We start from the raw sequence: 21358 nt of genomic DNA, 5'->3' as shown, positions 1-21358 counted from the left end.
GCGTTGTTCGGTTCGCTGAACATCTACGACAACACGGCGTTCCCGCTGCGCAAGCACACCGACAAGTCCGAGGACGAGATCCGCGAGATCGTCATGAAGCGGCTCACCGAGGTCGGCCTGGACAAGTCGTGGGGCAAGCTGCCCAACGAGGTGTCCGGCGGTATGCGTAAGCGCGCCGGCTTCGCCCGGGCGCTGGTGATGGACCCGTCGATCGTGTTCTTCGACGAGCCCGACTCCGGTCTGGACCCGGTGCGTACCAGCTTGCTGAACGACCTGATCCTCGACATGCACAGCGAGCACAAGGGGACCTATCTCCTCGTGACGCACGACATCCGTACGGCACGCAAGGTGTCGGACTACGTCGGGTTGATCTGGAAGGGGAAGGTCGTCCATTACGGCGAGGCGGAGGAAGCGTTCGCTTCCGAGGACCCGTTCGTCCGTCAGTTCCTGTCCGGTGAGTCCGCCGGACCGCTGGGAATGGATTAAGCGAGTATGCGCCGGTTCGTCATCCTCGGAGGAGCCGCAGTGGTGGTCGTCGCGGCCGCCCTGTGGCTCCTCTTGGGGCGCTCTTACACAGTCAAGGTGGCCCTACCTTCGGCCACCAACGTCGTCAATGGCGGCACCGTTCAGCTGAACGGTTTCAAGGTCGGCTCAATCTCGAAGATCGAAGCCAAGGACGATCAAGCGCTTCTGACTTTGAGCATCGATCGCGACTACGCGCCGCTCCACGACGGAGCGGTTGTTCTCGTCCCCTTCAAGGCGCTGCTCGGTGAACGCGTCATCGACATCACCGATGGTCCTCGACAGAACGCGCCCATCCCGGACAACGGGATGATCGTGGGACAGATGCCAAAGCCAACCGAGATCGACCACATCCTTAACACTCTCGACGGTCCGACCCTAGATCACCTTAAGTCACTGGTCAACCAATTGGATGACACCACAAAGGGTCACGAAGCGGACATCAACGCCACTCTGCAAGCAGCTGGACCTTCCTTGAAGGCTCTGGGCGGCGTTCTGGACGCGGTCGGCACGGACGGGCCAGCGATCAAGGAACTGGCAGGACAGCTCAACAACCTCACCGGAACGTTTGCGGCACACCAGACCGATGTGCGCACCGTCGTTACCCAGCTCTCGCGGCTGACCTCCCTCGCCGCAAGCCGTCAAAAGCAGCTCCGCGACTCGCTGAGCGCGCTCCCCCCCACGCTTCGGACGGCGAAGAGCACTCTCGACAAGGTGCCACCGGTTGCGGACAAGACCATTCCGCTGCTGCACGACCTGGAGCCGGCTTCGGACAAGCTGAAGTCGGTGTCGCACAACCTTCGGCCGTTGCTGAAGGACCTGCGTGAGGCGATGGGCGACCTGCGTCCGACGATCAAGCACCTCGACGAGCTGCTCGACCGCACTCCCCAGCTGCTCGACACGGCGCACGGCACGCTGCCGGACCTGACCACGACGCTGGACAAGCTGTCCGACCCGCTGGACTTCCTGAGGCCCTACACGCCTGAGGCGACCGGCTGGCTGACCGGCTGGGGCTCGGCGTTCGCGGGCTACAACGCCAGCGGCCACTACGTGCGGATCCTGGGCAAGGAGGGTCTCAACGACTCGCCGATCAATCCGGGCATCGTGCCGCCCGGCACCCGGGAGAACATGTACCCGGCGCCCGGGGCCAACGACGGCAAGCCGTGGACCGACGCATTTGGGAGTAACGTCCGATGAAGACAAGGCGTAGGACGCCGTTCCCCATGCAGGTCTCCAAGGCCAGAGTCGTCGCCGTCGCGCTCGTTGCGGTCGGCAGCGTGACCGCCGCCGGTGGCAGCCTCGCCGTGCAGGCAACCCAGGATCGGCAGATCGTTGTCGCCGAATTCAAGGACGCCTCCCCGATGCTGACCGGCAACGACGTCAAGATTCACGGCGTCAAGGTCGGCTCGGTCGCCAGCATGGTCGAGCAGAACGGCATTGCGAAGGTGGCGCTGGACCTCGGTCCGGAGGCGCTGCCGCTGCACGTCGACGCGAAGGCAACAGTCCGGCCGGTGTCGCTCCTCGGTGAGCGGTACATGGACCTGGACACCGGTACCGCCGGTGCCCCGATCCTGAAGCCGGGCGGCGTCATCCCGGTCTCCCAGACCGGTCAGAACACCGACCTCGACGAGGTCCTGAACACCTTCGACGACAAGACCGGCCAGTCGCTGGCCGGATTCGTCGCGGTGCTCGGCCAGGGTGTTCAGGGCAACGGCGCCGACCTGGACGGCGCGATCAAGGCGCTCACGCCGGCGATGACCAAGACGGACCAGTTCGTCAAGGTCCTGCAGCAGCAGAACGCCACGCTGAACAGCCTGGTCGACAACGTCGAGCCGGTGGCTCGCTCGCTCGCCCAGGACAACGGCAAAACGCTCGACAACATGATCAACTCGACCACGTCGCTGCTCAGCACCACGCAGACGAACGTGAACGCGTTGAACGCCACGCTGGACGAGCTGCCCAGCTCGCTGACCGCCGCGCGCTCCACGCTCGGCAACCTGGCGGACACGGCGGACGACACCACCCCGTTCCTGCGTGACATCAGGCCCACCACGGACAACCTGAAGGAGATCAGCGAGGAGCTGCAGGACTTCTCCGACTCGGCCGACCCGGCCCTGGAGAAGCTCGTGCCGGTGCTCGAGAAGGGCACCGACCTGCTGGAGAAGGCGCAGCCGGTCGCCAGGGACCTTCGGGAGCTCGGGCCGGACCTGACCCACACCTCCACGGGGCTCAAGCAGGCTCTGCAGCAGCTGTCCGGGAACGTCGACAACGTGCTCAACTTCCTGCGCTTCTGGGCGTTGACCACGAACGGCAAGGACGGCCTCTCGCACTACTTCCGGGCGCACCTCGAAGTCCAGCCCTCGGATGTGACCGGGAGCATCCCGGGTACCAACGGGACCAACTTCGGTCTCGGCGGCCGGGACCCGGCTCCGGACTCGGGCCAGCCCAACCCGGGGCCTGGCATCCCGACCGGGATTCTTCAGCCGAAACAAACCAAAGACGGTGGCGTGACGGGAATGAACCCGAAGCAGGAGAGCGGCGCTCTCGGATTCCTCATGGGGGGTGACAAGTAATGGCATCGAGGTCTCAGTGGCGCAGGCGCCGGGCGATCGTGTTCGGCGTGGGTGTGCTGATCTTCTTCCTGGCCTTGGTCACCCTGTCCCTGGTCTCCACCCAGGGTCTCCCGTTCGCACCGAGGACCACGGTCAAGGCGGCGTTCGACGACATCGGTTCGCTGCGTGCCGGCGACGACGTCCGGATCGCCAACGTCCGGGTCGGCTACGTCGAGAGCACCGACCTCGTCGAGGCGGCCAGCCCCACCACGGGCGAGGCCAAGCAGCCGATCGCGGTGCTCAAGCTCGACAACGCGCGGCCGGTCTACAAGAACGCACAGGCAGTGACGGCTTCGGTCGGTGCCCGTTCGGCACTGGGCCAGAAGTTCGTCGAGCTCAACCCGGGTGACCCGGCATCCGGTCTGCTCCCGCCGGACGCGGTCATCTCCGCGATCAAGACGGTCGGCGCGCAGGAGCTCTCCGACGTGCTCGCGGTGCTCGACCTGCCCACCCGGCAGGCCATCGGGTCGACCGTGCGCAACGTCGGTGGCGGTCTCGCCGGCCACGGCCAGGACCTGCACGCCGCGTTCGACGCGGCGCCGGACCTGCTGCCCGACCTCGGGGTAGTGGCCGACGCGCTGTCCAACAACGGTGGTCGCGACTTCGCGTCGCTGCTGCGTAGCTCGAACGAGATCTCGGTGTCTTTCAAGGGCCGCCAGGAGCAGATCGGGCAGGTGCTCGGCAAGCTGGACAAGACGTTCGCCGGGTTCAACGCCGACAACGGTGCGGCACTGGCGCAGACGCTCCAGACCGCGCCCGACGCCCTGCGTCAGACCAGGGCCGCGCTGCAGTCGCTCGACGGCCCGCTGGCCGACACGGCAGCCGCCGCGTTGAGCCTGCAGCCGGGTGGCAAGGCGCTCGGCGAAGCCACTCCGGACGTCCGGGGCATCTTCGTCGAGAGCAAGGACCCGCTGGACAAGGTTCCGGGTGTGTCGGACGACGCGCAGCCGGCACTGGTCGATCTGCGGGACACCGCGGACGACGCCCAGCCGCTCAGCCCGATGCTGGTCAAGACGTTCGACCGGGGTGGCGCGCTGGCCAGCGTGCTCGGCCCGTACTCGCCTGAGGCATCGCTGTTCTTCACCAACGCCACGAGCGCACTGGGCTCGGGCAACGACAAGGGCCACTGGCTGCAGGTCATCACGCAGGCCGGTACGCCCACGGTCAGCCACCTGGCTACCGGGAACCTGATCCGGGACCCGGCGCAGTCGCGTGATCCGCGACCGGCACCCGGCCAGGCCGGCAAGCAGGTTCAGGGTCTGCCCGGTCCGCTGAAGGGAGCCGGACGATGAAGAACTTCTTCATGAAGATCTTCGGCGGCGAGGTCGTGCACGGTCACCGGACACTCTCGGCGTGGAAGCTGGGCGCCGGGTTCCTGGTGGTCGTCCTGATCGTCGGCTGGGGCGTGTTCAACAAGGCGAAGGTCACCACGTGGCTCACCCCCGGTGAGACCATCAAGGTCCACTTCGCCTCGGACTACCGCCTCCGGCCGTACTTCAGCCAGGCGAAGGTCTCGTTCGTCCCGGTCGGCATGGTGACCGGTGTCGAGGAGCAGCCCGACCGCACCGCGGTCGTCTCGGTGAAGCTCTACAGCGACAACAAGGGCCGGTTGGGTACCGAGCCGAGCGCGGTCATCCGGCCGACGACCCTGCTGGGTGGTAACTACTTCCTCGACCTGGTGCCCGGCGGCGGCAAGGGCGCGTTCAACGGTGAGATTCCGCTGGAGCGCACCCACCTGCCGGTCGAGCTCGACAAGATCGCCCGGGCCTTCCAGCCGAACGCGCTGGCCGGCATGAAGGGCACCTTGGAGAAGTTCGACAACACGCTGCAGGGCGGCGGACGGGAGGCGCTCCAGCGCCTTGCGGCCGACGCGCCGGGGTCGTTGAAGCCGACCAGCCAGGTGCTGGACGCGCTTCGGGGAACCAACCCGGAGCGGGACCTCACCAACGTGGTCAGCGGTCTTGAGCACGCCTCGCAGGCGCTCTCCGAGCCGAAGGGCCGGCTGGACGGGATCCTCAGTGACCTCGCCACGACCAGCGCGATGTTCGGTCGGCGCAGCGCCGACTTCTCCACCACGCTCGACGAGCTGCCCGCCGCGCTGCACAGCGCGAACAAGGGCTTCAACCGGCTGAACACCACCCTCGACGTCCTCGACGACACCGTCGACGACATCCGGCCCAGCGTTCAGCAGCTGGACGACACGCTGGACCACATCGACCCGGTCCTCGAGCACGCTCGACCGGTGGTGTCCGACCTGCGTGACGTCCTGCACGACGCACGGGAGGTCCTCCACGACCTGCCGGGCAACGTGGACGACCTGAACGACGTGCTGGACGACCTGCGCGGCCCGGTGCTCGACAGGGTCAACGGCCCGGTCTCGCAGCTGATCCTCAACCCGTTCCACGGCACCGGTCCGTACGCCCAGACCGACAGCAACAAGCCGTTGTTCAAGGAGCTCGCGTACGCGGTCGCCAACCTGGACCGCACGACCGAGCAGAACAAGGACGGCTCGGCGATCGGCTTCGAAGCCACCCCGTGGGCAGAGCCGTTCGAAGGCCTGGTCCAGAACGACGGTCAGGGCAGGGCCGAGACGGCCACCCGGATTCTGACCGACAGCCAGCGGCTCAACCCGGCGATCCAGTCGCCGGGCGAGGCTCCGGCCGCGACCCAGAACAACCCGCAGATTCCGCTCCTCGGTGGCTCCAGCGATAAGGGGGGACGATGACCAGCCCCAGTCGTCGGGAGCAGGCCTCCCGCGCGTTCGAGAGGGTCAAGACCGAACCCGGTCTTGCTCGTAACACCATCGTGCTGATCGCGTTGATCGTGATCGCTGCGGTGGTGGGCGGGATCATCCTGGCGAACCAGCGGTTCGTCGCACCGTGGGACGACCGGCAGATCTTCTACGCGGCCTTCGAAGCCACCCCGGGCATCAGCCCCGGTAACGGCCAGGAAGTCCGTCTTGCCGGTGTCAACATCGGTGACATCGTGGACGCCAAGCTCGACGACAACGGCCAGGCGCTGCTGAAGCTGTCCGTCGAACGCGGTCACCACATCTACGAGAACGCTCGGCTGGTCCTTCGTCCGAAGTCCCCGCTGAACGAGATGTACATCACGATCGACGCGGGTGGTCCGCCGGCCAAGGAGATCGGCCCGGACTACGTCTTCCAGAAGTCGAGCACCGTGCGGCCGGTCCAGGTCGACGAGGTGCTCAATCACCTGGACGACAACGCGCAGCGGGCGCTGACCTCGCTGCTCGCCGAGTCGGACGTGGCGCTGACCAACGCCAAGACCCAGCTTCCGGCCGGCCTCGACGCGACCCGCGTCGTCGGCAACAACCTGAAGCCGGTCTCGGAGGAGCTCGCCAAGCGCAAGGAGACCATCCGCACGCTGATCACCGCGCTGGGCCAGGTTTCGGCGGCACTGGGCGGCGACGACAAGCGGGTGTCCACCCTCGCGGCGGCTCTGCAGACCACGTTGCGGTCGCTGGCCAGCCATGACCCGCAGCTCGACCAGTCACTGGCCGCGCTGCCCGGTCTGATCAAGAACCTGCACCGGTCGACCGATGCGGTCCAGGATCTGTCGGACCAGCTGGACCCGACGCTGCGCAACCTGCAGCGCGCCTCGGACGAGTTCCCGGACGCGCTGGAGCGGCTCAAGCACACGTCCGACCGCATCGACGACGTGGTCGACGCGGCGGGCCCGTTCATCGACGAGCTGCGTCCGGTGGTGGAGGACCTGCGTCCATTCGCCAGGGACCTCAACGATGCGCTGCCCGAGCTGCACGCGGCGACCCGTGAGCTGGACCCGCTGACCAACGCGCTGGTGCCCTACCTGCCCGACCTGGCCGCCTTCACGATCCAGACGCGGTCGGTCATGGGTAACGACGACGCCAACGGCAGCTACGCCCGAGGCTTCCTCAAGGGCACGCCCCGCACCGCTCCGGCGATCTTCGGTCCGAACAACGGTGTGAAGCCGGTCCCGGTGCCTCTGCTCGACCAGGGCACGACCGGTCTGCAGAAGCTGGTTCCGACGGGCCCCGGCGGTCAGCCGCCGATCCCGCAGGACGGCTCGAAGCCGGACAAGAAGAACGGCGGCAACCCGCCAGGTGGCGACCAGGGCAACCCGCAGCGGGTTCTTCCGCCGACGGGTGGCAACACCCAGCCGCCTGCTGAGCACAAGGACAGCAAGCCCGGCGTCGGTGGCCTGTTGCCACTGGGCGGGAACTAAGGGGCCGGACGAATGAGAATCTCTAAGAGACTGGGCCAGACGATCACGCTGGCGCTGTTCGGCCTGCTGTGCGTCGGGGTGTTCTCCTACCTGTGGGTGAACTCCGGTGGAAAGATTCCGGGCGTCACCAAGAGCACGTACCGGGTCACCGCGTACTTCCCGCGCGTCGCCAACCTCGTGTACTTCGGTGACGTCATGGTCGCCGGCGTCAAGGTCGGCAAGGTGCAGGAAGTGGTACCGGACGCCGCGGACTCGGCGAAGGTGGTGATGGACCTCGACAGCTACTACCCGCTGCACGAGGGCGTGACCGCTCAGCTGAGGGCCAAGACACTCGTCGAGGAGAGCTTCGTCGAGCTGACCGACGGCACCGGACCGGCTGTCCCGAGCGGCTACGTGCTGCCGAAGGAAGCCGGTCACGGACCGACCCAGCTCAACGACGTGCTGCTCGCCCTGGACGGCAAGACCAGGGGAGCGCTCGCCGAGGGCATGCGTTCGCTCGGTGCGGCGACGGAAGGCACCAAGCAGTCGGTGTCCGACGCCGTGCAGGGTCTCGGTTCGCTCGGCAGGGGTGGGCACGACGCGCTCGACGCGTTGGCCGCGCAGTCCGAGGACCTCAAGCAGGTCACCGGGCACACCGCGACGATGCTCGCCGCGCTGAACACCCAGCGTGGTCAGATCGCACAGCTCGTCGAGGACTCCAACCGGCTGTTCACCGCCACGGCGGACGGTCAGAAGGACCTCGAGGAGACTCTGCGGACCCTCCCGCCGGTGCTGGCCAGCGCACGCAACGCCAGCTCCAGCCTGACCGACCTCGGTCACGCGCTGCGGCCGGTCGCCCGCAACCTGCACGATGCGGGCCCGGATCTGTCGGCCGCGCTGGAGGAACTGCCGATTACGTCGCGTGACCTGCGGGGTCTCCTGCCGGACCTGGACAGTGCCCTGGACAAGGCGCCGGATACGCTCCACCGCGTGCCGGACACCGCCAGCGACGCTCAGGACCTGTTCCCTCAGGCGATCGGTGACCTGACCGACCTGAACCCGATGCTTGGATACCTCAAGCCGTACGGTCCGGACCTCGGCGGTTTCCTCGCCAACTTCGCGCAGACACTGGCGCACGGCGATGCCAACGGCAAGTACTTCAACGTCATGCTGTTGTTCGACGAGCAGTCCTTCGCCAGCAACCCGATCGGCACCAACTTCGGGCCGCTCATGAAGGCGAACCGCTACATGAAGCCGGGTCAGGGTTACGACCCGGATGGCAAGGGTGGGCGTGGCTTCACTCGCGTAGAGAAAGAGCCGCCCGGCCGATGAGCCGTAGCAAAGACACCGGGGGCCGGTGGGATCGCATCACGCGATTCCGCCGGCCTTCGGCCGTTAAGGCAGCAGTACTTGATCTCGGCTGGCGGAAGGTCGCCGCGGGGCTGCTCGTGCTGGTCATGGCGGCGCTGGTGGTCGGGGGCCTGCTGCGCACGAGCGTCCAGACCGGAATGAGCTCGTTCCTGCCGGCCAGCGATCCGTCGGTGGCGGACCTGAACGACGTGGGCAGGTCCTTCGGCAGTGACCCGATCGTGGTTCTGCTCGAAGACCAGAAGCCCCGTGAGCTGTTCCGTGAGCAGCAGCTCATGACCATGATCGGTCTGGAGGGACGGCTGTCCCAGCTGCCGGACGTGGCGACCGTGTACGGGCCGGGCACACTGCTCAACCAGATCGCCACCCAGGCGCAGAACTTCATCGCCGAGCTGATCGGCCGCCGGGACGGCGACTCGAACCGTGCACTCGCGGCCGCTCGGGAACAGGGCAAGTCCGAGGCCGAGGCCCAGGCGGCCAAGCAGGCCGTGCTCGACGAGTTCACCGTGCGCTACGGGCCGCTCATCATCGAGGGCCTGCCCTCGGGTCTGCCGACGCTGCGCAACCAGGCATTCGTGAACCGGGTGGTCTTCACCGCCGACGGGCCGAAGTCGCAGTGGAAGTTCGTGGTCCCGTCGAACGACTCGGTGGCGATCCTGATCCGCCCGCGCGAGGACGCCGACGCGGCGTCGGTGCAGCGGCTGGTGGAGTCGGTCAAGGAGACGGTCGCGGCGGCCAAGCTGCCGACCAGCAAGGTCACCGTGTCCGGCGTCCCGGCCGTCGTCTCGGCGCTCGGCGCTCAGGCCAAGAGCGAGGGGCCGCTGCTCGGCGGGATCGCGCTGCTGGCCGTCGGGTTGTGCTTCTGGTTCATCCCGTGGACCAGACGGTCCCGGCGGCTAGTCCCGCTGGGTACGACGATGCTCGCCATCGCGATCACCCTGGCGATCTTCGGCTGGCTGCACCGGCCGCTGTCCATCGGTGTGGTGGCCTTCCTCTCGGTCGTGCTCGGCATCGGCTGTTACTACCCGACCTACTTCGCCGTGCGGGCCCGGGTGCGCACGGTGCTCACCGTCGCGTGTGCGTCGGCCGCGAGCCTCGCCACGCTCGTGCTCTCGCCGCTGCCGCTGGTGCGTGACCTCGGCATGACCCTGTCGATCGGCATCCTGCTGGCCGCCGTACTCGGTGTGCTCGCCCGCCGGTTGGTCTACCGGGGCGACGACGACGCGGTCGCGTCCAGCGACGTCATCGACCACGACGACAACGACACCGGCGCCGTCCCGCTCAGGTCCATCCTGGCCCGGCGTGGCCCGCTCGCCGTGTTCGCGGCGGCCCTGGTGCTCGCCGGTATCGGCTGGGCGCTGCTGCCGAAGCTGCCGCTGGAGACGAACGTCGAACAGTTCGCCTCGGGGACCCAGGCCGTCGCCGACGCGCAGTACGTCGAGAACGCGATCGGCTCGTCCGGTGAGCTCGACGTCGTGCTGGACGGGCCGGACGCCACGAGCGCGCCCGCCGTCGAGTGGATGAACAAGGCCGAGGAAATCATCATCACGCAGTACGGCGACCAGGCGCACCGCGTGGTGTCGCTGCCGATGCTGCTGTCCTTCCTCGGTCGGGGTGCGACGCCCGACCAGATTCAGTCCGCACTGAGGGTGCTGCCCCAGTACCTCACCGGGGCCGTGCTGAGCCTGGACCGGGGCACCTCGGTGATGATCTACGGCGTCAAGATCGACGATCTGGCGGGCACCCAGAAGCTGGCGGAAGGCCTGAAGCAGAAGCTTCCGCCGCCACCCCCGGGGTTCACGGTCAAGCTGGTCGGGCTGCCGATCGTGGCGGTCCGGGGCCAGGAACTGGTGTCGCAGGACCGGCTCGCGGCCAACCTGCTCGGTGTGTTCGCCGCCGGGCTCGTGCTCGCGCTCGGGTTGCGCCGAAGGTGGGACGCACTGCGCGCGGTGACCGCCGCCGTGCTGGCCACCGGCGCCGGGCTGTTTCTGCTGTGGTTGAGTGGTACCGCACTATCGCCCATCACCGTCGCGCTCGGTTCGCTGACCGCGGCGGTCGGGTGCGAATTCACCGTACTGCTGTCCGAGGCCGGACGACGCCGTAACCAGGCGTTGCGCCGAGCCGTTCTACTAGTGACAGCAACGTCCGTAGTCGGTTACGCGGTCCTGGTGATATCCGGGATCGCCGTGGTCAGAGAGTTCGGCCTACTGCTGGCGGGCGCCGTCCTGCTGGCGTTGCTCTCCTCGTTGTGCGTGGTCCGGCTGACCGCCGGACCGGATGCACCGAGCGAGGACCCGAGCAATGACGACCAGCCGAAGCAGAACTCGCTGCAAGGAGCTCATTGATGGACCCGAAGAACGACGAAGTGCCAGGGCAGGTCGGCGTGAGAGCGAAGCCGGATTCGGCGACTCCTGACGCGTTGCCCGACTCGACAGATTCTGCGGGCGGCTCCGAGGCGGCCGACTCGACCGAAGGACAGTCGGTCGAGGAGCAGATCGCCGAGATCGAGAAGGCGGCCGAGGAACGCAAGGCCCAGATCCTGAAGGCCGCGGCCGACAAGAAGGCGGCCGCCGAGAAGGCAGCTGCTGAGAAGGCTGAGTCGGACAAGGTTGCCGAGGACAAGGCTGCGGCTGAGAAGGTTGAGGCGGGGGACAAGGTTCCCTCGGCGAAGCCTGATGCGGACAAGCCTGAGCCGGACAAGGCCGAGTCCGAGAAGACCGACACCGACAAGCCCGCCGACGGCGCGAAGACCGGGACCACGGTGGCCGCTGCCGCCGCCGGCGCCGCGACCGCCGCCGGCGCGACCGTGGTGGCCGCCGGCAAGTCCGACGACAAGCCCGCCGAGGACGCCAAGTCGGACGAGACCGTGACGGCCGACGCGTCCGCTGACACCAAGGCCGCTGACACCAAGCCGGAAGAGACCAAGGCCGAGGACAAGACCGGCGCCGACGCGGCGAAGGCCGACGACTCGGCCACCCCGGACTCGGCGAGCGGCGGCGGTGGCGAACCGCCGAGCACCTCGACCCCGGGCACCGGCTCGGGCGGTGGGTTCTCGCTGCCCAAGTCGGTCAAGGCGAAGGTCATCGCCGGCGTCGCCGTCGTGCTGGTGATCGCGCTCGCGGTCGGCGGGTTCCTGTACTACCGGGCCAACACCGTCCCGGACGGCGTCGCGCTGCGGGTCAACGGCACGGATGTGACGGTCGCGGAGCTGAACGACGACATCCAGACGCAGAAGGCGCTGCTGGGCTTCGAGGTGCCGAAGGACGGCCCGAAGCTCGACCAGTTCCGCAAGGACTTCGCCAAGTCGATCGCCTTCACCATGGTGATCGAGAAGGCGGCGGCGGACCGCAACATCGTGGTGGCCGACCGGCAGGCCTCTGACGTCCTAGCGAAGATCATCTCGCAGAACTACGGCGACGGGCCCGAGGGGCACGACAAGTCGGTCCAGGCGATGGCGGCGAACGGTACGTCCGAGCCGAAGGTGCTCGCCGAGATCAAGCGGCAGATGACGGTGACCCAGCTGGTTCAGCAGGTGGCCGCCGGTGTCCAGGCGTCCGACGCGGACGTCAAGCAGTACTTCGACTCGCACAAGGACCAGCTCGCCACCCCTGAGCGCCGCGACATCCACAACATCGTGGTGAAGGACAAGGCCGCGGCCGACCAGATCGTGGCCCAGCTCAACACCGGCGCGAACTTCGAGCAGCTCGCCCAGCAGCAGAGCATGGACACCTCGACGAAGGACAAGGGCGGCGACCTCGGTCCGCAGCCGGCGCAGCAGCTCGAGCCCGAGTTCGCCAAGGCCGCGTTCTCCGCGCCGCTCAACGGGGTGTTCGGCCCGGTCCAGGGTGAGCACGGGTACAACGTCGGCAAGATCGCCGAGATCCTGCCGTCGACGCCGGCGAACTTCGACCAGATCAAGGACGCCATCCGCCAGCAGGTCATCGCGGAGCGCGGCTCGGAGAAGTGGCGCCAGTTCCTCGAGGACAGCATCAAGAGCGCGAAGGTCGTCTACGCCGACGAGTACCGCCCGGCCGACCCGGACAGCCTGGCGCCGCCTCCCGGCGCTGACGGCCAGCCGGCTCCGGCTCCCGCCGGCCAGCCGGAGCCGCCGAAGTGAGTGCGAAATCCACACCGGGTCGCCGCCCACCGCCCCGTGACTGGGGCAGCTGGATGGACCAGATCGACTGGGTCCTCGTGGTGCGCGGTGCCTCGGCGGGTTTCACCATCCTGGTGATCAGTGGTCTCGCTCATCCGCTCGTCGTGCGGATGAGCGAGACCGCCGGTCTCGTCTGGCTGGTCGCGGGCGCGGTGCTGGCGTTCGTGGTCGCGGCCTTCCGCTCGGGTACGGCGGACTCGCCGTTCCTGACCGGGATGTTCGCCGCGTTGATCAGCTACACGCTGTCCATCCCGTTGATCTACATCAGCTCACGTCAGCTGATCTGGACCGATGTCGCCATGTTCGCGGTGCTCGCGGTGGTCGTCGGCGGGATCACCGGGCTGTTGGCCGGTCGGAGGGCAAGCTAGCGAGAACCGTCGCCACTTCCGCTGACGCCGGAAATACTCTAGGGTGCGACTATCGCACTCTAGACTTCCATGTTCGGCGTCCCAGTGAGGTGAGCCGTGGCTTCCGAGATCATCAGGCCCGAGGACCGTTACAGCGCAGAGACGATCGCCGGGTTCCGCTCCGAGGGGTTCTGGCGCGACGGCGCCCTCGCCGAACGCGTCGAGCACTGGGCGGGGGTCCAGGGCGACAAGGTCGCGGTCAGCGACGGTTACGGCGAACTGACCTGGTCGCAGCTGCACGCGCAGAGTCTTCGGCTGGCCCTGCGGCTGCGCGAGCTGGGCGTCGAACACGGCGACCGGGTTCAGGTGCAGCTGCCCAGCTGGAACGAGTACGTGGTGGTCTACGCGGCACTCGGTCGGCTCGGCGCGGTCCTGGTGCCGACCATGCCGATCTACCGGTGGGACGAGGTCACGCACGCGATCAACCACGCGGGTGCCGTGGTGTCCGTCGTGTGCGGCACCTACCGCAAGTTCGACTACCACCAGATGATCCGCGACGTCCGGCCGAACTGCCCGACACTGCGCCACGTCATCACGGTCCGGACCGAGGCCGGCGACGGTGAGTCGCGCTACGAGGACCTCGTGGCGGGCGACGACGTCCCGAGTGCGGACGAGCTCGGGCCGTTGCCCAGCGCCGACGACCCGCACGCGATCATCTTCACCTCCGGCACCGAGTCCCGGCCGAAAGGCTGCTACCACACGTTCAACACGTTCGGTTACACCGTGCACGCCCTCGGTGAGGACGTGCTGGGGGTCGGCCCGGACGACACGCTGTTCATGCCGTCGCCGATCACCCACGCGACCGGCCTCGCGGTCGGGGTGACCATCCCACTCGTGCTCGGTGCCAGCACACACGTGATGGACTCCTGGGAGGCCAACGCGGGCCTCGAGCGGATTCGGGAACACGGCTGCACCGTCAGCATGGGCGCCACGCCGTTCGTCCAGATGGCACTGGACGCGTACGACCCGGAGAAGCACGACCTGACCTCGATGCGGGTCTGGGCCAGCGCCGGTGCGCCGATCCCGCCCGGTCTGCTCGCCGACTGGAAGGCCAAGTTCCCGGACTGCGCGCTGCTGCCGATCTACGGCCGCAGCGAAGGACTGCTGGTCACCAGCTGCCGTCAGGGCGACGATCCGGACAAGGTGCTGTCCTCCGACGGGCGCGCGCTGCCCGGCGTCGACCTGCGTATCCAGGCCGAGGACGGCACCCAGGTGGCGGCCGGTGAGGAAGGCGAGATCTGCCACGGCGGTCCCGGGCTGATGCTCGGCTACTGGCGTGATCCGGAGCGCACCGCCGAGGCCATCGAGCCCAACGGCGTCTCACACTCCGGGGACCTCGGCCGGGTCGACGACGAGGGCTACATGCGGGTCACCGGCCGGATCAAGGACCTGATCATCCGGGGTGGTACCAACATCTCCGCGCGTGAGGTCGAGGACCACCTGGTGACCCACCCCAAGGTCGCGGCCGCCGCTGTCGTGGCGATGCCGGACCGGGTGCTGGGCGAGCGGGCCTGCGCGTTCGTGGTCCCGGCTGGTGAGGCGCCGACGTTCGAGGAGCTGACCGACTACCTGCGCAACGAACGTCAGATCGCGGTGGTGAAGCTCCCTGAACGCCTGGAGCTGATCGACGAACTCCCCATGACGGCAACAGGCAAGATCCAAAAGTTCGTCCTGCGAGAAAAACTGACAAACCCCACGTGAGTGGCAAGTGGTTCTACCGCGAAGCGGCGCCGAAGGCGTAGCAACCCTGGGCACTCACGACAGCTTTACCGTCGTGAGTGCCCAGGGTTGCTATAGGACCACTTGCCACTCACGGTCGACGGCGAAGCCGAGATGCCTTGGAGTCGGGGACGGGGTTGCGCCTCGTGAGAGTGCACACCCCCCCCGGGGCACTCACGAGGTTAGTCGCCCATTTTTGTTCTGACCTGGGCCAGGACCCCGGCCAGGCGGGCGGCCAGGGACTCGCTCGTGTTGGTCAGGCCGAACTGGGCGCCGGCCAGCTCCTCGCCCGCTTTCGAGACCGTGGTCAGGCCCTCCTCGGTGAGGGTGGCCAGTACCGTGCGGCGGTCGGTCGGGTGCGGCGTGCGGGTGACCAGGCCGCGGGTCTCGAGCTGGTCGATCACCAGGGTGACCGTCGTCGGGTGCACCATCAGGTGCTTGCTCAGCTGGCCGAGCGGGCGGGTGTGCTCCCGCGACATCAGCAGCGTGGCCATCAGCAGGAACGCCGTGCGGCTGATGCCGTACGGCTTCAGCAGCCGGTCCAGCTCGCCCACCATCAGCTGGTGAGCGCGCATCATCGCGCCCATGGCGGCGAAGTGCTCCGCTCCAGGCTGTTCGCTCTCCAACCAGTGCTGCCGGGTGAACTCCACCGGATCCGTTTCTGGGCTCACCTGTTACCTCTCGCCGCCGGTCCGGGCTAACTGTCTAGCCGCTGATAGTTGAGGATACGTGGCTTTTGTTCTCAGCCTCCGGTGAACCTGGCCGGACGGCGTTCGAGGAAGGCGCTGACGCCCTCGCCGAAATCGTGGGTACGGGCCAGCGAGTGCACCAGCTGACCTTCCAGTTCCAGCTGCTCCACCAGGCTGGGCCGCTCGCCGGCGTTGAACGCCTGCTTGATCGCCGCGTACGCCTTGGTGGGTCCGACGGCGAGCCTGGCGGCCAGTTCGCCGGCGGTCTTCAGCAGCTCGTCGTCCGCGACCGCACGGTGTGCGATGCCCCACTCGGCCGCCTGAGCGGCGGTGACCGGTCCGCCGAGCATGGCGATCTCGTTGGCGCGCTGCCTGCCGACGAGTGCCGGCAGCATGTGGGTTCCACCGCTGTCCGGGTTGAGGCCGAGCGAGACGAACGCGAGCTTCAGGGTCGCCGACTCGGCCATCAGGACGAAGTCGCCGACCATCGCCAGGCTGGCACCGAAACCCACGGCCGGGCCGTTGACCGCGGTGATGACCGGAAGCGCGACCGTGCGCAGGCCGACGATCGTCGGGACGAAGTGCCGGTGGTGCATGCCGTGCAGGTCGGGGGAGCCGTCGGCCGCCTGCTCGAAGCCGTCCCGCAGGTCGACGCCCGCGCAGAACGCCGTGCCCTCGCCGGTGATGACGATGCAGCGGACCTCCGGGTCCGCCTCGGCCGTCTGCAGAGCCCGGGTCATCTCCTGGCCGCAGGTCGCTGTCCAGGCGTTGCGTCTGTCCGGGCGGTTGAGGCGGATCCAGAGCACGTTGTCCTTGACCTCGGTGGTCAGGTCGCTCATGTGCTCCTCCTCCTTCTGGTGGTGGCTGGGTCTACTACCTCGTGAGTGGCAAGTGGTCCTATAGCGCCACTCGCCACTCACGACCAAAAGCGTGTCGTGAGTGGCGAGTGGTGCTACGCCTTCGGCGCCGCTTCGCGGTAGAACCACTTGCCACTCACGGGGGCGCCGCGTGGGTCAGGAGGTCGGTCAGGAGGGTGTCGCTTCGGGTGGGGGTGAGTTGGAAGCTCACCGGGTAGATGATCACGTGGTCCAGGATGCCGTCGTAGCGGCTCAGCTGGTCCGCCACTTGGGACGGGGTGCCCGCGACCGCGAGCTTGTCGATCATGGCGTCGGGGACCGCCTTGGCCATCGCGTCGAAGTCGCGGGCAGCGAACGCCTCGCGGATCGCCGCGCCCGCCTCGCCGAAGCCCTGGCGCTCCAGGACCGTGCCGTAGGCCTTGGGCGCGGCGTAGAACGCGAGCTGGCCGGCCACCTCGCGGCGGGCCTGCTCCTCGTCGTCGGCCACCGAGCAGATCACCAGGCCGCACACCGCGACCCGGCTCGCGTCCCGTTCACCCTTGGCCGCGCCGCGGGCGATCGCGGGGCGGACCTCTTCGGTCAGGTAGTCCGCCGAGAACAGCGGATGACCGAGGAAGCCGTCGCACACCCGGCCGGCGACCTCCACCATGCGCGAGTTGACCCCGGCCGTGTACACCGGGATGTCGGTACGGACCGGTGCCTCGATCTCGGCGGTAGGGGTGAGGTCGACGTGGTAGAAGCGGCCGTCGTGCTTCACCGGCTCCTCGTGCAGTCGCCACAGCCGGCGCAGCAGCGGAACCAGTTCCTCCATCCGAGAGGCGGGGCCCTCGGGGTCGACGCCGTGCCAGTTCTGCATCATCCGGCGGGTGCCGGTGCCCAGGCCGAGTACGAGCCGCCCGCCGGACAGCTCGTCGAGGCTGCGCGCCTCCGTGGCGACGGTCAGCGGCGAGCGGCCCACCCCGTAGGCGATCGAGCTGCCGATCTGTACGGTCGAGGTCATGGTGGCCATGTGGGCGAGGGTGACCACCGCGGAGCGGGTGTAGAACTCCGGTGACCAGGCGGTGTGGAAACCACTCTGCTCCGCTTTCGCCGCCGCCTCCGCGATCTGCCGGACACCACCGCGCAGCGCGGTGAACCCTCGGGTCGTCTGCTTAGGCATAGTTCGGCCGCCTCTTCTGGAGAAATGCCTGCAGTCCCTCTTGGGCTTCGGGCCCGGTGAACAGCGCGGTCACCCGCTGCGCCTCACGCGCGTTGCCCTCGTCGAGGGACAGCTCCTGGGCGTCGTCCATGCAGCGCATGACCTGGGTGAGCGCGGCGCCGGAGCGGCTGCACAGCGTCTGGGCGAGGGCGAGTGCCTCCTTTTCCGCCGTGCCCGGTTCGACGAGCCGGTCGAGCAGCCCGATCTGGTGGGCTTCCTCGGCGGAGACGTCGCGCGCGGTGAGGATGATGTCCAGCGCCCTGCCCCTGCCGACCAGCCGGGGCAGCCGCTGCGTGCCGCCCGCGCCGGGGATGAGGCCGAGCTTGGTCTCCGGAAGGCCGAGCTTGCTGCCCCGCGCCCCGACCCGCAGCGTGCACGCCATCGCCAGCTCCAGGCCGCCGCCCAGCGCGAGACCTTCGATGGCGGCGATGGACGGCCGGTCGGAACGGGAGAGCCGGTCCAACGGAACGCGCAGCTGGGCGCCGTAGTCGGCGAAGTCCTGCTCGGTGGCGTTACCCATCAGCTTGATGTCCGCGCCGGCCGCGAAGAAGCCGTCGAGATCCGAGACGATCACCAGTACTCGCGCGTCCGAGGCCTCGAACTCGTCCAGCGCCCGGTTGAGGCCCTCGATCAGGGGCAGGCCCAGCGCGTTCGCCGGTGGACGGCGCAGTCGGACCGTCTGGATTCGGTCGGCGGTGCTCCACGACACGACGTCGTCGTTACTCACGTGACTCCTCCTGGGTGTCCCGGCTCACGCGCCGAGCGTACGGCGTCCCACTTGAAGAATAAAGGTCTAGCGCTCTACTATCGAGTCGTGGAGCAATCTGTGATCGTGTCGGCCGTTCGCACGCCGCTCGGGCGCCGGGGCAAAGGCTTGTCCCAGGTGCACCCGACCCGGCTGCTCGGCCAGGTTCAGCGCGCGGCCCTGGAGGCCGCCGGGGTCGATCCGGCCTCGGTCGGCCAGGTGGTCGGCGGCTGTGTCGCGCAGGTCGGCGAGCAGGCCTTCAACGTCACCCGCACCGCGTGGCTGGCCGAGGGACTGCCGGAGACCGTGGCCGCGACGACCGTCGACGCCCAGTGCGGCTCGTCGCAGCAGGCACTGACCGTGGCATCCGCACTGGTCGGAGCCGGTGTCGTCGACCTGGCCCTGGCGTGCGGCGTCGAGTCGATGAGCCGCATCCCGATCGGGTCGAACTTCCGCAAGGACTTCGACCTGGGCCGCCCGGTGCCCAAGGAGTACTTCGACCACTACGAGTTCCTCAACCAGTACCAGGCCGCCGAGAAGATCGCGGCCAAGTGGGGCGTCACCCGCGAGCAGGCCGACGAGCTCGGTCTCACCTCGCAGCAGCGTGCCGCCGCTGCCTGGGAGGACGGCCGGTTCGACGATCAGATCGTGCCGATCACCGCACCCGACGGGACCGTCGTCTCGCGCGACGAGGGCCTGCGCGAGACCAGCATCGAGAAGCTCGCGTCGCTGGACGCGGTGGTGCCGAACGGCATCCACACCGCTGCCAGTGCGTCGCAGATCTCCGACGGCGCCAGCGCGGTGCTCGTGGCGAGCGAGCGGATCGCGGCGACGCTGAACCTGACGCCGCTCGCCCGCATCGTCGACACCGCGACCGTCGGCGTCGACCCGGTGCTCATGCTGCTCGGCCCGCACGCGGTCACCCCGATGCTGCTGGAGCGCAACTCGCTCGGCATCGACGACCTGGACCTGGTCGAGATCAACGAAGCGTTCGCGTCGATCGTGCTGTCCTGGGCGCAGGACACCAAGCCGGACATGGCGAAGGTCAACCCCAACGGCGGCGCGATCGCGCTCGGTCATCCGCTGGGCGGCACCGGCTGTGTGCTCATCACGAAGGCCGTGCACGAGCTGCGGCGCTCCGGCGGCCGCTACGGGTTGGTGACCATGTGCTGCGGCGGCGGTCTCGGCACCGGCACGCTGCTCGAACGACTCTGAACACCCCCGAAACCCCTCCCGAATCACAGCGCAGTGGAAGGACTGAGATGACGACCTACGAGGACGTCCGGTACGAGGTCGACGGACCGAACGCGGTCATCACGATCGACCGTGAGAAGCGGATGAACGCGTTCCGCGCGAAGACCATCGAAGAGCTGATCCACGCGTTCAAGCGCGCCTGGGCGGACAACGCGGTCCACGCGATCATCTTCACCGGCGCTGGTGAGCGGGCCTTCTGCGTGGGCGGCGACGTCAAGCAGCGCGCCGAGACCGGCGACTACGGGCCCACCGACAACGGCCTGTTCGAGGTCGCCTACTTCCACCGGCTGATCCGGGACGTGCCGAAGCCGGTCATCGCCGCGGTCAACGGCATCGCGATCGGCGGCGGGCACGTCCTGCACGTCCTGTGCGACCTGTCCATCGCCGCCGAGAACGCCACGTTCGGTCAGGCCGGGCCCCGGGTCGGTTCGTTCGACGGCGGGTTCGGCTCGGCCTACCTTGCTCGTGTCGTCGGTGAGAAGCGCGCCCGGGAGATCTGGTTCCTGCTCGACCAGTACGACGCGGCGACCGCCGAGCGGTGGAACCTGGTCAACAAGGTCGTACCGAAGGAGGAGCTGCTGCCGGCCGCGAAGGCGTGGGGCGAGAAGATCGCCGCCTACAGCCCGACCGCACTGCGTTTCCTCAAGCACTCGTTCAACGCCGACACCGACCACCAGGGCGGACTGTCGCAGCTGGCGATCGCGGGTCTGGACAGCTTCCTGCAGACCGACGAGGCGAAGGAGGGCGCCAACGCCTTCGCCGAGAAGCGCAAGCCCGACTTCGGCAAGTACGCCCACTAAAACACCCGTGAGTGATTTGGGCTGCCATGGCAGCCCACATCACTCACGGCTCCGGAGGCAGAAGATGAGCATTCAGATCGACCTGAGTTCGGACGTAGCCGTGGTCACCGGCGGTGGCAGCGGGATCGGTGAGGGCATCGCCACGATGCTCGCCGAGGCGGGCGCCAAGGTGGCCATCGCGGACCTGTCCGCCGAGGCCGCGAAGAGCGTCGCCGAGCAGATCACCAGCAAGGGCGGCACCGCGATCGGTGTCGAGTTCAACATCGCCGACCCGGCGTCCATCGAGCAGGGACTGGCCCAGGTGCGCGAGCAGTTCGGGCCGGTATCGGTGCTGGTCAACAACGCCGCCGCGTGGGCGATCAAGAAGTTCGCCGACACCTCCGCCGAGGAGGCGCAGAAGGTCGTCGACGTGACGCTGCTCGGCACGATCAACGTCATGCGTGCCGCGCTGCCCGACCTGTTGGAGACCCAGGGCCGGATCGTGAACGTCGCCTCCGATTCCGCGCGCACCGGCGAGCACTCGATGAGCGTGTACGCGGGCGCCAAGGCCGGCGTCATCGGCGTCACCAAGAGCCTCGCCAAGGAGGTCGGCCGTAAGGGCGTACGGGCCAACGTGGTCGCCCCCGGCACCACGGTCACCCCGGGCAGCTCCGGGTTCATCGACTCGGTCGGCGGCGCGGACAAGCTGGCCAAGGCCTACCCGCTCGGCAGGCTCGGTACGCCGGCGGACATCGCGGGCGCCGTCGTGTTCCTCGCCTCCCCGCTGTCGACGTGGATCACCGGCCAGGTGCTCAGCGTCAGCGGCGGGTTCACCATGGTCTGATC

The 21358-nt window shown here is 68.3% G+C and carries 18 protein-coding genes; 14 read left to right on the top strand and 4 right to left on the bottom strand.

Going from position 1 to position 21358, the window contains the following annotated elements; genetic code table 11:
• From G406_RS0117800 to G406_RS0117750, 11 genes are all read left to right on the top strand, one after another.
• A partial coding sequence (locus G406_RS0117800; RefSeq protein WP_028934882.1) for an ABC transporter ATP-binding protein occupies window positions 1-486 on the top strand: 486 nt, incomplete at its 5' end.
• Window positions 487-525: 39 nt separating this feature from the next.
• Window positions 526-1719 carry an MlaD family protein gene (locus tag G406_RS0117795; RefSeq protein WP_245607147.1) on the top strand — a complete coding sequence of 398 codons (1194 nt, stop codon included), beginning with the start codon at window positions 526-528 and terminating at the stop codon, window positions 1717-1719.
• A complete protein-coding gene (locus G406_RS0117790; RefSeq protein WP_245607146.1) occupies window positions 1716-3095 on the top strand; it encodes an MlaD family protein in 1380 nt (459 codons plus the stop codon). The genes G406_RS0117795 and G406_RS0117790 overlap by 4 nt, the downstream gene beginning before the upstream one ends.
• Window positions 3095-4426 (top strand): MlaD family protein, encoded by a 1332-nt coding sequence (locus tag G406_RS0117785; protein WP_028934879.1) that lies wholly within the window; start codon window positions 3095-3097, stop codon window positions 4424-4426. Before G406_RS0117790 ends, G406_RS0117785 begins: the two co-directional genes overlap by 1 nt.
• Entirely contained in the window at window positions 4423-5859 is a 1437-nt protein-coding gene (locus G406_RS47675) for an MlaD family protein (protein WP_051342272.1), read from the top strand. Before G406_RS0117785 ends, G406_RS47675 begins: the two co-directional genes overlap by 4 nt.
• Complete coding sequence (locus tag G406_RS47670) at window positions 5856-7361, top strand: MlaD family protein (protein WP_051342271.1); 1506 nt, start codon at window positions 5856-5858, stop codon at window positions 7359-7361. Before G406_RS47675 ends, G406_RS47670 begins: the two co-directional genes overlap by 4 nt.
• 12 nt (window positions 7362-7373) lie before the next feature.
• Window positions 7374-8672, top strand: a complete 1299-nt coding sequence (locus G406_RS0117770) for an MlaD family protein (protein WP_028934878.1) — start codon at window positions 7374-7376, stop codon at window positions 8670-8672.
• The gene (locus G406_RS0117765) at window positions 8669-11053 is read left to right on the top strand and encodes an RND transporter family protein (RefSeq protein WP_156934965.1); all 2385 of its coding nucleotides are present in this window, start codon (window positions 8669-8671) and stop codon (window positions 11051-11053) included. The genes G406_RS0117770 and G406_RS0117765 overlap by 4 nt, the downstream gene beginning before the upstream one ends.
• Window positions 11053-12825 (top strand): peptidyl-prolyl cis-trans isomerase, encoded by a 1773-nt coding sequence (locus G406_RS55775; RefSeq protein WP_051342270.1) that lies wholly within the window; start codon window positions 11053-11055, stop codon window positions 12823-12825. The genes G406_RS0117765 and G406_RS55775 overlap by 1 nt, the downstream gene beginning before the upstream one ends.
• The gene (locus tag G406_RS0117755; RefSeq protein ID WP_156934964.1) at window positions 12822-13232 is read left to right on the top strand and encodes a hypothetical protein; all 411 of its coding nucleotides are present in this window, start codon (window positions 12822-12824) and stop codon (window positions 13230-13232) included. Before G406_RS55775 ends, G406_RS0117755 begins: the two co-directional genes overlap by 4 nt.
• Window positions 13233-13328: 96 nt before the next feature.
• Entirely contained in the window at window positions 13329-14972 is a 1644-nt protein-coding gene (locus tag G406_RS0117750; protein ID WP_028934874.1) for an AMP-binding protein, read from the top strand.
• Between the two features lie 200 nt (window positions 14973-15172).
• On the opposite strand, the gene G406_RS47665 is transcribed toward G406_RS0117750, so the two are convergent.
• The 4 genes from G406_RS47665 to G406_RS0117730 all read right to left on the bottom strand — a co-directional run bounded on the left by G406_RS47665 (window position 15173) and on the right by G406_RS0117730 (window position 18461).
• Window positions 15173-15661 carry a MarR family winged helix-turn-helix transcriptional regulator gene (locus G406_RS47665; RefSeq protein ID WP_037077182.1) on the bottom strand — a complete coding sequence of 163 codons (489 nt, stop codon included), beginning with the start codon at window positions 15659-15661 and terminating at the stop codon, window positions 15173-15175.
• Between the two features lie 71 nt (window positions 15662-15732).
• A complete protein-coding gene (locus G406_RS0117740; RefSeq protein WP_051342268.1) occupies window positions 15733-16518 on the bottom strand; it encodes an enoyl-CoA hydratase-related protein in 786 nt (261 codons plus the stop codon).
• A 154-nt stretch (window positions 16519-16672) separates the two neighbouring features.
• Window positions 16673-17695 carry an LLM class flavin-dependent oxidoreductase gene (locus tag G406_RS0117735; protein ID WP_037077180.1) on the bottom strand — a complete coding sequence of 341 codons (1023 nt, stop codon included), beginning with the start codon at window positions 17693-17695 and terminating at the stop codon, window positions 16673-16675.
• Entirely contained in the window at window positions 17688-18461 is a 774-nt protein-coding gene (locus tag G406_RS0117730) for an enoyl-CoA hydratase/isomerase family protein (protein ID WP_028934871.1), read from the bottom strand. Before G406_RS0117730 ends, G406_RS0117735 begins: the two co-directional genes overlap by 8 nt.
• Window positions 18462-18548: 87 nt before the next feature.
• On the opposite strand from G406_RS0117730, the gene G406_RS0117725 reads away from it, so the two are divergent.
• From G406_RS0117725 to G406_RS0117715, 3 genes are all read left to right on the top strand, one after another.
• Window positions 18549-19694 (top strand): acetyl-CoA C-acyltransferase, encoded by a 1146-nt coding sequence (locus tag G406_RS0117725; protein WP_028934870.1) that lies wholly within the window; start codon window positions 18549-18551, stop codon window positions 19692-19694.
• A gap of 47 nt (window positions 19695-19741) precedes the next feature.
• The gene (locus G406_RS0117720) at window positions 19742-20533 is read left to right on the top strand and encodes an enoyl-CoA hydratase-related protein (RefSeq protein WP_028934869.1); all 792 of its coding nucleotides are present in this window, start codon (window positions 19742-19744) and stop codon (window positions 20531-20533) included.
• A 64-nt stretch (window positions 20534-20597) separates the two neighbouring features.
• Window positions 20598-21356: an SDR family NAD(P)-dependent oxidoreductase gene (locus G406_RS0117715; RefSeq protein WP_051342267.1), complete on the top strand. Its 759-nt coding sequence runs from the start codon at window positions 20598-20600 to the stop codon at window positions 21354-21356.
• Window positions 21357-21358 lie beyond the last annotated feature (2 nt).

It is taken from the genome of Actinospineispora spinosispora DSM 44797, from assembly GCF_000429025.1.
Taxonomy (GTDB): domain Bacteria; phylum Actinomycetota; class Actinomycetes; order Mycobacteriales; family Pseudonocardiaceae; genus Pseudonocardia; species Pseudonocardia spinosispora.
This window is presented reverse-complemented; position numbering and strand designations above follow the sequence as displayed.

Coding starts and splice junctions, on each gene's coding strand:
- G406_RS0117790 (WP_245607146.1), top strand. CDS start 1,716: ATGAAGACAAGGCGTAGGACGCCGTTCCCCATGCAGGTCTCCAAGGCC.
- G406_RS0117785 (WP_028934879.1), top strand. CDS start 3,095: ATGGCATCGAGGTCTCAGTGGCGCAGGCGCCGGGCGATCGTGTTCGGC.
- G406_RS47675 (WP_051342272.1), top strand. CDS start 4,423: ATGAAGAACTTCTTCATGAAGATCTTCGGCGGCGAGGTCGTGCACGGT.
- G406_RS47670 (WP_051342271.1), top strand. CDS start 5,856: ATGACCAGCCCCAGTCGTCGGGAGCAGGCCTCCCGCGCGTTCGAGAGG.
- G406_RS0117770 (WP_028934878.1), top strand. CDS start 7,374: ATGAGAATCTCTAAGAGACTGGGCCAGACGATCACGCTGGCGCTGTTC.
- G406_RS0117765 (WP_156934965.1), top strand. CDS start 8,669: ATGAGCCGTAGCAAAGACACCGGGGGCCGGTGGGATCGCATCACGCGA.
- G406_RS55775 (WP_051342270.1), top strand. CDS start 11,053: ATGGACCCGAAGAACGACGAAGTGCCAGGGCAGGTCGGCGTGAGAGCG.
- G406_RS0117740 (WP_051342268.1), bottom strand. CDS start 16,518: ATGAGCGACCTGACCACCGAGGTCAAGGACAACGTGCTCTGGATCCGC.
- G406_RS0117735 (WP_037077180.1), bottom strand. CDS start 17,695: ATGCCTAAGCAGACGACCCGAGGGTTCACCGCGCTGCGCGGTGGTGTC.
- G406_RS0117720 (WP_028934869.1), top strand. CDS start 19,742: ATGACGACCTACGAGGACGTCCGGTACGAGGTCGACGGACCGAACGCG.
- G406_RS0117715 (WP_051342267.1), top strand. CDS start 20,598: ATGAGCATTCAGATCGACCTGAGTTCGGACGTAGCCGTGGTCACCGGC.